We start from the raw sequence: 12,696 nt of genomic DNA, 5'->3' as shown, positions 1-12,696 counted from the left end.
CACGGACCCGTGGCAGCGAAGCGTCGCATTGGAGTAATGGGCGGCACGTTCGACCCAATCCATCACGGACACCTCGTCGCGGCGAGCGAAGTTGCACGGAGCTTCGACCTCGACGAGGTCGTTTTCGTGCCCACGGGGCGGCCCTGGCAGAAGAGTCAGGTGTCGCCCAGTGAGCACCGCTACCTCATGACGGTGATCGCGACGGCCTCCAACCCGCGTTTCACGGTCAGCCGGGTTGACGTTGACCGCTCGGGAATGACCTACACGGTCGACACGCTGCGTGATCTGAGGAAACAGTTTCCTGAGGCGGAGCTCTTTTTTATCTCGGGAGCCGACGCTGTGGAGCAGATCCTGAGCTGGAAAGACGTCAATAAGCTGTGGGACCTGGCACATTTTATCGCGGTGTCACGGCCCGGGCATGAGCTGTCGCTTTCAGGTTTGTCCAGCGAACACGTAAGCTTGTTGGAAGTTCCCGCGCTGGCGATCTCGTCAACGGACTGCCGAGCGCGGGTAGCCAGGGGGTATCCGGTGTGGTATCTCGTTCCGGACGGTGTCGTGCAGTACATTGCGAAGCACGAGCTATACACCGAGGAAGCGACTGAGGATGAGTGAGCAGGACCAACAACGACCGCTGACGCGCCGCGAGCTGCGTCTGCGGGAGATGGGCGAGACCGGCGCGCTTGACCTCTCCGAGGTTGCAGAGCCCGCGCCCCAAGCCCCCGCGGCAACCCCACCGGCCACCCCGGCCGCGGCCCCCGCCGAGCAGGGGGAGATTGAGATCTCCCCGCTCAATGAGGACGGCACGCCCCGCAGCCGACGCGAGATGCGTCAGCTGCGCGAGGAAGCGCTCGCCGCGCAGGCCGCAGCGTCTGCCGCGGTTGCGCCGCCGACGACCCCCGAGCCCGTCGAGGCGCCCCCGGCGCCGGAGGCAGCGCCCGCACCCGTCGCGGAGCCCGAGCCGCCCGTCGAGGCAGCGCCCGCAGCCGAGCCCGTTCCCGCGGCGCCGGCCGAGCCGAGCGCTGAGCCAGCGCCAGCCGCTCCCGTCACCGGCGAAATCGACTTCGACTCGCTGATGTCGCCGCCCACCGAGCCGTTCACGGTCGATGAGCTGCGCGCGGCCGAGCAGACCACCGCCGACGCCGAGCCCGACGCCGCAGGCGAGAGCGCTCCGGCGATCGAGGATCCCGAGCCCGCCGCGCCTGAGCACACCGCGGACGACGCCCCGAGCGACGCCGCAGATACTCCTGCGCAGAAGAAGCGCCGCTTCCCGTGGCAGCGCAACCGCGACGAGGCCGAGCCGATCGAGGGGGAGGCAGCAGCCGAGCCTGCACCGGAGCCGGTCGAGATCCCGGTCGAGGTCGTGCCCGCAGCGCCGGTCGAGGAGACCGTCGTTGCTGAGGTGATTCCCGAGCCCGAGGTCGCAGCCGAGACCGTGGCAATGCCCGCAGCGGCACCGCCCGTCGTTGAGGTTGAGCCCATCGCGCCCGCGGCCGAGCCCGAGCCGCCCGCGACGCCGAAGGCGAGCTACTCGTTCCCCGACATCGCCCCTCCCGAGGAGTGGCGCTCGGTCTTTGACGACGCGAGCCGCAACCCGAGCGCACAGCCGGGCACCGAATCGCAGGGCGATTTCGACGACCTCATCTCGCGCGCGGTCGCCCAGGAGGGTGCGCTCGGCGCGACCAACACGTCGGCGCTCATCCTGCCCACCATGCCCGAGGACACCGGCGGGCTCACCGGCCCGCTCGGCGGCACCGGTGAACTCTACGTCACCGGTTCGCTCAAGCTCCCCAAGTCGCTGGGGGAGACGGGCGGCCACTCGGCTCTGCACGACTCGATCGAGATCGATCCGATCACGGGCGCCGAGACCGGCGACCCGCAGGCCACCGGGCAAGGCCCGGCACCCGTCTCCGCGCGCCACGCCGTGAGCGCGCGCATGGACTCAAGCATTCCCGTCGTCGCAAAGCCGGCGAAGGAACGCAGCAAGCTGCCTCTCGTGCTCTCGCTCACCGGTGGTGGGCTTCTGCTCGCTGTTGTGGCGCTGGGGATCTGGGGAGCGAGCAACGGGATGTTCGGCTAGCCGAACATCACCCGCTCGACCGATGACCTATCAAAGGAACTGAACTGAACACGCAGACCACACCACGGCGAGACTTCCGAGCCGATCTCGAGGCGGCCGTACGCGCCGCCGACGCGAAGGGTGCCGTAGCACCCGTCGCGCTCGAGGTGACTGAACACTTCGGACTCGCCGACGCATTCCTCGTGCTCACCGGCAGCGTGGAGCGCAACGTCCAGTCGATCTCCGACGGCGTCGAAGACGCACTCAACGACGCCGGCGTGCGCACCATCCGCCGCGAAGGCCGCGAAAGCGGTCGCTGGGTGCTCCTCGACTTCGGCGACCTCATCGTCCACGTCTTCCACCAGGAAGAACGCGACTACTACCAGCTCGAACGCCTCTGGCAGGACTGCCCGGTCATCGATGTCACCGCGTGGCTCGACGCCCCCGCCGCTGCCGCGGCACCCGCGGCAGCGAGCGAGTAGCTACTCCAGCTGAGGCACGCCCGGGATCGCCCAATTTGCGATGCCCCGGGGTGCATGCAGTAGAGTAGAGGAGTTGTCGGGGGAGCATTTCTCCGACTTCCACGGGTCTGTGGCGCAGTTGGTAGCGCACCTGCATGGCATGCAGGGGGTCAGGGGTTCGAATCCCCTCAGATCCACTCTTTAGTGGAAAGCCCCGCTCCGGCGGGGGCTTTTCTGGTCTTCGGGGATTCGCGCGATTCTTGTGAACGCTGCGCGTCCACTCCGAAAGAATCGCGCCCCTCAGATCCACTCGTACAGGCTCCGCTTCGCGGGGCCTTTCCTCGTTTCGGGGATTCGCGCGGAAGTTGCGAACGCTTCGCGTCCGCTTGGAAACTTCCGCGCCCCTCAGATCCACTCTTCAGAGGAAAGCCCCGCTCCGGCGGGGCTTTTCTGGTCTTCGGGGATTCGCGCGGGTTACCTCCCCGCGTCCGCCGAGCCGTCGAGGTGGGCGCGCTCGCCGTGCGCGCCAAAGAGGCTCAGCACCTCCACCGGTTCCGCACCCGCGCTCCCGAACCAGTGCGGTTCCGCGGTGTCGAACTCGGCGACCTCTCCTGCTTCGAGCGTGAGATCCTGATCGCCCAGCACGAGTCGCAGCCTGCCGCTCAGCACGTACAGCCACTCGTACCCCTCGTGAGTCTTCGGTTCCGGCGTGCTTGCCCGCGCGGGGATCACGATCTTCCAGGCGTGGCGCTCGGCTGAGTGCCTCGTGAGCGGCACGACCACTCGCCCGTTGACCAGTCGCGGACGCAGCCGGATCCGCGGGTCTCCCGCGGGCGGGGCGCCGACGAGCTCGTCAAGCGGCACGCGGTGCACCTGCGAGAGGGGGAGCAGAAGCTCGAGGGTGGGGCGGCGCTGCCCTGTTTCGAGACGGGAGAGCGTGCTCTTGGAGACGCCGGTGAGCGCGGCGAGCTCCGACAGGCTCATGCCGCGCTGCTCGCGGAGCGCGCGCAACCGCGGCGCGACCCGGTCGAGAGCGGCGGCGACGATATCGGGCGCGAAAGTCATGCTCCCACCCCAGCACATCGTTCCAGGAATAGCAACGAGCATTGCCGTTCCGGCACCGCTGCGCGCATGCTGGGCACATGAAGCCAACTCCTGAGTCAGTCCCACCTCCCGTCCCCACGCCGCGTCGGGGCGAGCTGCGCCCGGAGCCTGCGCGCCCGGAGCCTGCGCGCCCGGAGCCTGCGCGCCCGGAGCCTGCGCGCTCGGAGCCTGCGCGCTCGGAGCCTGCGCGCCCGGAGCCTCCGCGCCCGGCAGGCGCGCGCCCCATCATCGGGCTCACGCTCGCGGCGCTCTTGGCAGCGCTCGGCACGAGCGTCGCAAACGTGGCGCTCCCCACTCTCTCGACGGAGTTTGGGGTGGCCCCCGGTGCCGCGCAGTGGGTGGTGCTGAGTTACCTGCTCGCGATGACTGCGACGGCGGTGCAGGTGGGGCGCCTCGGGGACCGGCATGGTCGGCGGCGCACCCTGCTGATTGGGCTGGGCGTGTTCATGCTGGCAACCCTCGCCTGCGCGCTCGCCCCCACGTTTGGGTGGCTTCTCGCGGCCAGGGCGGTGCAGGGGGTGGGCGCTGCCGTACTCGTCGCGCTCCCGCTCGCGCTTGCCAGGGACCTGGTGGCCGTCGAGCGGTTGGGCGCGATCATGGGGGTGCTGGGCACCGCCGCCGCGGTCGGCACCGCGCTCGGGCCCGCCGCTGGCGGTCTGCTGCTCGGGGCATTCGGATGGCCGGCAATGTTCGTGGCAATACTCCCGCTCGGGTTCGTCGCTCTGTTTCTGCTGCTCGGCGCTCCCGTGCCCGCGCCGCTCGGTGGGGGTGCTGCGGCATCGGGGACTCGGGATGGAGCTGGAGCGGGCACGGCGGCCACGGCGGGGCGCGCTGGCGGCGAAGTGCGCTCGCTGCTCCGGGCCGGGCCATTCAGCGCCGCGTTGGGGATGAATCTGCTCGTGGCTACGGTAATGATGAGCACGCTTATCGTCGGCCCGTTTTACCTCACCACGGGGCTCGGGCTGCCGGTTGTGACTGTTGGGCTCGCGATGGCGGTTGGGCCGGCGGTTGCAGCGGTCTCCGGGGTGCTCGCGGGACGGGTCGTAGACCGCATTGGCGCCGCGCGGAGCACGAGGCTGGGGCTGAGCACCATGGCGGTGGGCATGCTCGCGCTGGTGCTCCTGCCCGGGGCCCTCGGGCTTGCGGGGTACCTGATTGCCCTGGTGGTGCTGACGCCCGGGTACCAGCTCTTTCTGGCGGCGAACAGCACCGCGGCTCTTGCGGGCATGGGGCCCCAGCACCGTGGCGCCGCCTCAGGCCTGCTGAGCCTGTCGCGCAACCTGGGGCTGATCGCTGGCGCTTCAGCGATGGGCGCGATCTACGCGGCGGTGTTCGGGGTGGTTTCACGCGGTGGCGGGGTCGCCGCGGGTGCGGCGCTCGCTGGCGCAACGGCGACCTTCGCGCTCAGTGTCGTGCTCGTGGGAGCCGCGCTCGGTGTCGCCGTCGTATCCGGGCGGCGGAACGCCGGAGCGGCATGACGGGGCGGACGGGCGGGCGTGTCCACGTCCGCGCCGCGATCACCGCCCTCGCTGCGCCGGTTTTGCGATCACGGTGGTGCTGCCGCTGAGCGGGGTGCCGTTGACGCCGGTGGGGGCTAGTGTCGCGAGGGGCTCCCGTGCAGGTCGAGTATGGTCGAGCGGGCTTCATTTGGTGTGAACGCGTGCCGCTCTCCCCATCGGCGGAGCCCAACTATTGCTCGCGGTGGTCTGCGGAATCAGCGTGGCGAGTATCTACGTGGCGCAGCCAATGCTCGGTTCGATGGGGCGCGGCCTCGGGCTCGATCCGGGAGCATCGGGGTGGCTGATCACGGCCGGTCAGATCGGGTACCTCGTGGGCCTGATCGCACTCGTTCCGCTCGGGGACACCATGAACCGGCGCACGCTGATCGCCGCCCAGCTCGCCCTGACCGGTGCGGGCATGCTCGCTACTGCCGCCGCCGACACCGCGTGGATCGCGTACGGCGGGCTCGCAGTGGCGGGGCTGTTCGCGGTGGCGGTGTAGACCGCGGTCGCGTACACGGCAGCCCTCGCGCCCGCCGACGAGCGGCGGAACGGTGCGCCCACCCCGGGGAGGCCGTTCAGCCAGTTCGGTGCGCTCCTGCGCGATCGAGTGTTCTGGTCCCGCGGGCTGATCGCGCTCTTCGTGTTCGCCTCGTTCGGTGTGCTGTGGAGCGGCATGGCACTCCCGCTTCACGCCCCACCGTGGGGCCTGAACGAAGCGCAGATCGGCCTGTTTGGGCTCGTGGGTCTCGCCGGAGCGCTCGGCGCCGCACACGCGGGAACCTGGGCGGACCGCGGCCACGCGCGTCGGGTCACGGGGATCGCGCTCGCGCTGCTGACCGGATCGTGGGCACTCACGGGTCAGCTGCCGTGGTCGCTGTGGCTGCTGGTCGCCGGGGTGGGAGTCCTCGACTTCGTAGTACATGCCGCGTACGTGAGCAACCAGCATCTCCTGACCGCGAGGTGTCCCGACCGGGCAAGCGCAGTCGCCGGCGGATACACGGTGTTCTACCCGCTCGGCTCGGCGCTGGGGGCGACTGTGACCACTGCGCTTCAGGCCGCCGCGGGGTGGGGCGCGGCAAGCGTACTGGGAGCGGTATTCGCGGCTGCCGCCCTCATCGTCTGGGCAGTAAGCTCGGGTACCCGCCGCGGCGCGCGTGACGGTGCCAGCGAGGCTGCGGGACCGCAGCGGCACCCGATCACCCCTTGGCGTCTTGCCGGGGAATGAGCACCTGGGTGATGATGAGCAGGATCGACGCGGTGACCGGAACCGCGACGAGCGCCCCCAGCAGCCCGAGGAGCGTACCGCCCACGAGCGCGCCGATCACCACGAGCGCGCCGGGCACGGCAACCGCGCGGTTCATCACACGCGGGGTGAGCACGTAGGCCTCCAGCTGCATGTACACGAGGTAGACGATCGCGAAGATCAGCGCCGTCAGCGGGCTCGTGAACAGCGCGAGGCCGCTGGCGATCACCCAGAAGAGCACGGAGCCGATCAACGGGATGAGGGTGAGGCAGAATGCGATCACTCCCATGAGCGCTGGGAACGGGAGCCCGAGCACGAGCGTCAGGAGCAGGGCGACCGCCGAGTTGCACAGCGCGAGGATCACCATCCCCATGAGGTACGCGCCGATCGAATCGGTGATCTGATCGATCATCGTGCGCACCGTGCCGCGCACGCGACGCGGCGCGAGCCTCGCGAACGAGCGCTTCATAACCGTCAGCGAGGCGAGGAAGTAGAGGCTGAGCACCAGCACAATGATGAGCCCGGACACGGTCGACGCGACGCCGGCGCCGAACTGCAACACCCCACCGCTGATCGCGGCGAGGTGCGCCGGATCGGTGATGAACTGCTGCACCTGTGCGAGCAGCGCGTCGAAGCCCCCACCGAACGAGCCCTGCAGCCACGCAAAGAACTCGGACCCCTTGAACGACTCGACCGCCGCCGGGAGGTCCGTAAAGAACTGCCCCACCTGCGCCACCACCACCGGGATGATGAGCCACAGCACGCCCACCATCACCAGCGCGAAGGCAGCGTAGACGATCACGATCGCCCAGGGCCGGCCAATCCGCGCGCGCTGCAGTGCGCGCACGATTGGATCGAGCCCGAGCGCTACGAAGAGCGCAAACACCACGTAGATGATGACGGTCGATACCCGGGATACCGCGACGCCGAGGAGGATTGCGATCAGGCCCCCGAGCGTACCGAAGAACCCGACCGCGAACGGGCCGGAGATACTGATCGCCAGCGTGCGGGGCTGCCGTGAGCCGTGAGCACCAGCGACGCCACCAGCGGCGCCTCCGGCGGCGGCATCGGCTGTTGACTCAGACACTGATCACTCCGCTCCGTCACCATGACCGGGGGACCGCGCTCGCCGCAGCGCTGGCCGCGGCCCCCGCTCGAACCGGTTCGCCGCGCTCGCCGCAGCGGCGAACCTCAGGAGAGCACCTTGCGCTTGATGCTCTGGAACTCCTCGGCGGTGATTGCCCCCGAGTCGAGGAGCGACTGCGCCTTCGAGATCTCGTCGCTCGGGCTCACACCCGATCCAGCCACCTGCTGGATATACGCGTCCGCCGCGGCGCGCGCATTCTCGGAGGCCTCACGGCTGTGCTCGGCCATGCCGCTGCCGCGCGCGATGAGATAGACGAGCACGGTGAGGAACGGTACGAAGATGAGGAACAGGACCCAGACCGCCTTCCACCAGCCGTTGAGTCGATGATCGCGGAAGAGATCACCGATCACGGCGAAGAGCGTGAACAGGTACGCGATGAACGCGAAGATCCAGAGAAACCACCAGATGATGTCCCAGAACGATTCCCAGAAGCTCATGATCTGCCTTTCGAGTGCGAACCGACCGCGTGACTGCTGCGGATGGCTGGGACGCTACTCGGTGTGGCCGGCCGAGCGCACGCGTTTGCGGGTGAGTTCACCCGGGTGACTCGCGCGGTTAGCGGCGCCGCGCGCTAGCGAGCGGCGGCGCATCGCGATAGCGTCGCAGCAACGGAGGGGGATCCCATGGCCGTACGCTCCCGCCCGGCCTGGGTGGCACCGACGCTCGCCGGGTACCGCCGAGCCTGGCTTGCGCCCGACCTCCTGGCCGGGCTGTCGGCCGGCGCGGTGGTGATCCCGCAGGCGATGGCCTACGCCACGATCGCCGACCTCCCGGTCGCCGTGGGGCTGTACACCTGCATGGTGCCGATGCTGGTCTACGCGCTGCTGGGCGGAAGCCGCGCGATGAGTGTGTCGACCACCTCGACGATCGCGACGCTCACCGCGACCACGCTGGTCTCCGCCGGCGTGGCGACCGGTGCCGCCGACCCGGTGGGGTCGCTGATGACGTTGACGCTGCTCGTGGGCGTGATCCTCGTGCTCGCGCGACTGTGCCGGCTCGGCTCCCTGGTCGAGAACATCAGCAGCGCGACGGTGCTCGGTCTGAAGATCGGGGTTGGCGCAACGGTCGCGGTGGGGCAGCTCCCAAAACTGCTGGGGGAGACGTTCAACTTCTCGGGGCACGGCTTCGTCCGCTCACTCCTCGCGGTGGGCGAGGCCGCGGGCAGCGTCAACTGGCCCACCGTGGCGCTCTCGCTGGGTGCGATCGCGGTGCTCGCGGGATGTAAGCGTTTCGCCCCGCGGGTTCCCGGACCACTCGTTGTGGTCGTCGGGAGTATCGCCCTGGTGTGGCTCACGCCGCTCGCCACGGCCGGTGTCGAGCTGATCGACCCGGTCTCCGGCGGGCTCCCAGTGCCGGGTGTGCCAGACGCATCGCACCTTGCGGCGCCTGTCCCCGGTGCGCTCGCAATCGCGGTGATGTCGTTCCTCGAGTCGGCCGCGGTGGCGCGCGGCATCCGCCAGGCGCGTGAGCCGCAGATTGACAGCGACCAGGAGCTGCTGGCGGCCGGGGCGGCAAACGTGGCCGGTGCGTTCTTCAGCGCGATGCCCGCCGCGGGCGGATTCTCGCAGAGCGCCGTGAACCAGAGCGCCGGCGCAAGAACCCAGGTCTCGACCCTGGTGACGGTCGCGCTTGCGGTGCTTGTCGCGCTGGTGCTGGGCCCGGTGCTCAGCCTGCTGCCGCAGGCGGCGCTCGCCGCGCTGGTGTTTGTCGCGGTGCTCGGGCTCATCAACATTTCCGAACTGGTGCGCTGGGCGCGTCTGAGCCCCGTGGACTTCTGGGTGGCGGTGGCGGTGGCGGTGATCGGACTCACCGCCGGCCTGCTGGCCGCAGTCGCGGTCGGCGTGGGTGTCACGCTGGTGCTGGTGCTGCGAGAGCTCAACACTCCGCACGTGTCCGTGGCGGGCCGCGACGGCGAGTGTGTGCGCGTCCACCTGGACCTGGGCCTGTACACCGCGAACGCGATGACCAACACGCGCGCGATCATTGAGCTCGCCTCGGACCCCGAGCACGCGACGCGCGCGGTGGTCCTGGGCCTCGACCGGCAGATCGTGATGACTATCACCGTGCTCGAAGCGCTGCAGGATCTCGACCGGGAACTCGCGCAGCGCGGGATCGTGCTGCACCTGGCGGCGCTGCCGATCGCGGCCACCGCGGTGGCGGAGCGCACGCCGTGGTTCGGCGCGCTCGTGGCGCAGGGGCGCGTGCACCGCGCGCTCGATCGCGCCGAGCCGGGGCCTGCCCGGTCAGGCGACGCCGGTGCGCATTCACCCGGGTGAGACCGGGCAGTGGGGCTGGTGTTCGGTGGGTGAGCGAACTACTATTGCCGCAAGTCGTGTGTGTCAGACGCGGATTCGGTGTGGCCCCGGGGGGAGTGCAACATGACGTACCGTGATGCCTCGTGGCAGACGTTCCCGGTTGTGGAACGGGCCTGAGGGGCTCCCATGTGCCCGGCGGCCGCGCTGACTCGGAAATGGTCGCGGCGTGCCCCTGCTGCGGGCGGCTGCCTGCCCGATTCCGCGAGAGCGTGTTGACCCGGGAAATCGGCCATGGAGACGAGAATCCGGAAGCGTGCCGCGCCACGCACCACGCCGCCACAGCTCGGGGGCGGAGATACTCGTCGGCCCCGACTGATCGCGCGGCTGGACGCGGCGCTCCGCGGGCCGTGGAGCACCACGCTCGTGTCGGCGCCGGGCGGGAGCGGCAAGACGCGGTTGCTCACGCAGTGGGCGGCGGAGCTTCACGCGCGGCACGGGGCCAACGTCGCCTGGCTCACGCTTGACACCGACACCGACACCGACACTGACACCGACGGCGTTACTGCATTGTACGCGGCCCTCGCGCAGCTCGCGGACCCGGTGGTGGTGCGGGCGCTCGGCGCGGCACGGGAAGAAGCCACGGCCGGCGTGGAGACTGCGCACGAGGCGCGATTGCTCGCGCGCGCCGTCTCGGCGACAGCGCGGCCCACCGTCGTCATCATCGACGATGTCCACCTCGCGCGCAGCGCGCGGCTCAGCACCGGAATTGACGCTTTCGCGCGCTCGGTCGCCGGCGCGAGCCACGTGGTGCTCTGCGGCAGGGGCGGCCCCGACCGTGGCTTTCTGCGCAGCAAGCTTCGCGGGGTGGCGCTCGAGCTGGGTGGCGACGACCTCGCGTTTACGCCGCAGGAGGTGCAGCGCTACTTCGCGGACCGCGGGGCGCGCGTATCCCAGGGGCAAGTCGCCTCAATCCTGCGCAGCACGAGCGGGTCGGCGGCCGCGCTGCGACTGGTTGAACTGGGGATCGTGACGGCCTCGCCCGGCGCCGCGTTCACCCTGATCGGTGAGATTGCAGAGACGGCGGACGGCGGCGACGAGCTACTGGCCGGCCTCGACGCCCACACGCGGGAGTTTCTGATCCGCACGGCCGTGCCGGAGTCCTTCTCGGCCGGCCTCGCCCGCGCGCTCACCGACGATCCGCACACGGGCGCGCGGATCCAGCAACTCGTCAGGCTGCACGTCGCCGCGGAGGATTCCGCGGCGCAGCCGCCCCGCTACCGGTACCACCCCAGGCTCAGGGGGGCGCTCCGGGCCCGGTCCGGGGAGGCCACCGTGCCCGAGCGCGAAGTCCACGGCCGCGCGGCCGCGTGGCTTGCGGACCAGCGTGAATGGTTGCCAGCGCTGACTCACGCGGTGCTCGCTTCGGGGTCGGGCGCAATCGCGCCGATCGTGCGCCGGTGCGGGATGCAGCTGGTGCTTTCGGGCCACGCGGATCGGGTGATCGACCTGCTCGCCACGGCACCCGAGACGGTGTCCGCGGAGCCGGGGGTGCGGCTGCTGCGCGCCGCTGCTGCGCTGGCGCTCGGCGACGAAGCCCCCGCGGTTGCCCTGTCTGGGGCCCCGGGCTCGCCTCCCACGAGCGCTCGCGGCGGCCCGGACCCGGTCGAGCGACTCTGGCGCAGGGGCCTCGAGCTGCAGGTCGCCGTGCGCCGCGGCGGAGTGGCCGCGGTGCTCGCGCAGCACGACCCGAGCGCGGAACCGTGCGCCAACGAACCGCAGCTGCACGCGTACGCCCACCTGCACGCGGGCATGGGGGCGCTCTACGCGGGGCGCCTGGACCAGGCGGACGCATCGGCGGGCACCGCGCGCGACCTCGCCCGGGCGGGCGGGATGCCGGCGGCCGAGCTGCAGGCCGCCGCGGTGGGGGTGACCGTGGCACTGTTTCGGGGCCGCCTGAGCGACACGCTGCACAGCCTCGACCAGCTTGAGCACCGGTGGCGGGAGCTGGGGGCGCCGACCAACGAGTACCTACAAATCGCGCGCCTGTGGCGCGGCTGGGCGATGTTCGAGCGCCTCGACACGGGTGGGGCTGCCGACCTCATCGGGCGCGTTGCGCCGGGGGTGCTCGCCGGCCACGAGGACGCGATCGCCCGCGGGGTGCGCGGCATGCTCGCGCTGTTCGGTACCCCCGCGGCAGACGACCACGAAGCTGCCGCGGTCGAGATCGTGCAACACCTCACCCCGTGGGAGCGCCAGCCGCTCCCGCCGCACTGGTATGCGACGGCCGGGGTCCCGGCCGTGCACGCGCTGAACCGGCTGGGGCAGCTTGACCAGCGTGACCGGCTGCTTGCCGGGCTGACGCAGAGTTGCGGGTGGTCGGGTGATATCGCCGTAATGCACGCGATTGCCCGCCTGCACGACGGCGACCTCGCTGGGGCGCGCGCGGCCGTCGGTGACGTGATCGACGGGTCAAGCGTGTGTCTCTGCGACGCCTCAATGATCGATGCCTGGCTGGTTCAGGCCGCCCTTGAGGTGACGCACGACCGCCCGGAGTGTGCGCAGGCCGCGCTGACCGTGGCGCTGCAGCTCGCCGCGCCCGAGGGCTTCACTCGGGCGTTCCTCGCCGTTGGCCCCGTCGTGATGCGGCTGCTCCTGGCGCGGGCGACCACCGCGGCGCGCGGTCCGTTTGCGACGGCGGTGCGCGCCGCGCTCATTGCGGCCGGCGGCGGCGCCAACACCGAGCTCACTGAGCGGGAACGCGTGGTGTTGCGCGGCCTGCTCGAGAAGGCCACGCTGCGCGCGATCGCCGAGCAAGAATACGTGTCGATGAACACGGTGAAGACCCACGTGCGGAACATCTACCGGAAGCTCGGGGTGTCCGACCGCGAGAGCCTTGCGATTGCGGCGCACTCGCTCGCGGCCGAGTGA

Annotated in this window: 11 protein-coding genes and 1 tRNA gene; 9 read left to right on the top strand and 3 right to left on the bottom strand. The window is 70.5% G+C overall.

Annotated elements, in window-relative coordinates; translation table 11 throughout:
- The first annotated feature begins 9 nt into the window (after window positions 1–9).
- The 4 genes from nadD (at window position 10) to EV139_RS14245 (ending at window position 2,714) form a co-directional block, all read left to right on the top strand.
- Window positions 10–612, top strand: coding sequence for a nicotinate-nucleotide adenylyltransferase (nadD, locus tag EV139_RS14260; RefSeq protein WP_277872950.1), 603 nt, complete (start codon window positions 10–12; stop codon window positions 610–612).
- Complete coding sequence (locus EV139_RS14255) at window positions 605–2,077, top strand: hypothetical protein (protein WP_130455243.1); 1,473 nt, start codon at window positions 605–607, stop codon at window positions 2,075–2,077. Before nadD ends, EV139_RS14255 begins: the two co-directional genes overlap by 8 nt.
- Window positions 2,078–2,121: 44 nt before the next feature.
- Window positions 2,122–2,538, top strand: coding sequence for a ribosome silencing factor (gene rsfS, locus EV139_RS14250; protein ID WP_130455241.1), 417 nt, complete (start codon window positions 2,122–2,124; stop codon window positions 2,536–2,538).
- A gap of 103 nt (window positions 2,539–2,641) precedes the next feature.
- Window positions 2,642–2,714: transfer RNA gene (locus EV139_RS14245), tRNA-Ala, on the top strand.
- Between the two features lie 277 nt (window positions 2,715–2,991).
- Here the strand turns inward: EV139_RS14245 and EV139_RS14240 are convergent.
- Complete coding sequence (locus tag EV139_RS14240) at window positions 2,992–3,582, bottom strand: helix-turn-helix domain-containing protein (protein ID WP_130455238.1); 591 nt, start codon at window positions 3,580–3,582, stop codon at window positions 2,992–2,994.
- A 77-nt stretch (window positions 3,583–3,659) separates the two neighbouring features.
- On the opposite strand from EV139_RS14240, the gene EV139_RS14235 reads away from it, so the two are divergent.
- The 3 genes from EV139_RS14235 (at window position 3,660) to EV139_RS16270 (ending at window position 6,348) form a co-directional block, all read left to right on the top strand.
- Window positions 3,660–5,099: an MFS transporter gene (locus EV139_RS14235; RefSeq protein WP_130455236.1), complete on the top strand. Its 1,440-nt coding sequence runs from the start codon at window positions 3,660–3,662 to the stop codon at window positions 5,097–5,099.
- 241 nt (window positions 5,100–5,340) lie between these two features.
- On the top strand, window positions 5,341–5,622 hold the full coding sequence (locus EV139_RS16030) for an MFS transporter (protein ID WP_202318653.1): 282 nt from the start codon (window positions 5,341–5,343) through the stop codon (window positions 5,620–5,622).
- 174 nt (window positions 5,623–5,796) lie between these two features.
- Window positions 5,797–6,348, top strand: a complete 552-nt coding sequence (locus tag EV139_RS16270; protein WP_337248810.1) for an MFS transporter — start codon at window positions 5,797–5,799, stop codon at window positions 6,346–6,348.
- On the opposite strand, the gene EV139_RS14225 is transcribed toward EV139_RS16270, so the two are convergent.
- Together EV139_RS14225 and EV139_RS14220 are read right to left on the bottom strand one after the other, a co-directional pair.
- A complete protein-coding gene (locus EV139_RS14225; RefSeq protein ID WP_241989064.1) occupies window positions 6,320–7,453 on the bottom strand; it encodes an AI-2E family transporter in 1,134 nt (377 codons plus the stop codon). The genes EV139_RS16270 and EV139_RS14225 overlap by 29 nt on opposite strands.
- 104 nt (window positions 7,454–7,557) lie before the next feature.
- Window positions 7,558–7,950: an SHOCT domain-containing protein gene (locus tag EV139_RS14220; RefSeq protein ID WP_130455234.1), complete on the bottom strand. Its 393-nt coding sequence runs from the start codon at window positions 7,948–7,950 to the stop codon at window positions 7,558–7,560.
- 186 nt (window positions 7,951–8,136) lie between these two features.
- Here EV139_RS14220 and EV139_RS14215 point away from each other — a divergent pair, with 186 nt between their 5' ends.
- Window positions 8,137–9,789, top strand: coding sequence for a SulP family inorganic anion transporter (locus tag EV139_RS14215; protein ID WP_237465429.1), 1,653 nt, complete (start codon window positions 8,137–8,139; stop codon window positions 9,787–9,789).
- Window positions 9,790–10,059: 270 nt separating this feature from the next.
- A complete protein-coding gene (locus tag EV139_RS14210; protein ID WP_130455232.1) occupies window positions 10,060–12,696 on the top strand; it encodes a winged helix-turn-helix domain-containing protein in 2,637 nt (878 codons plus the stop codon).

It is taken from the genome of Leucobacter luti (assembly GCF_004217175.1).
Classification (GTDB): Bacteria; Actinomycetota; Actinomycetes; order Actinomycetales; family Microbacteriaceae; genus Leucobacter; species Leucobacter luti.
The sequence above is the reverse complement of the archived record's forward strand: the minus strand, read 5'-3'. Positions and strand labels throughout refer to the sequence as shown.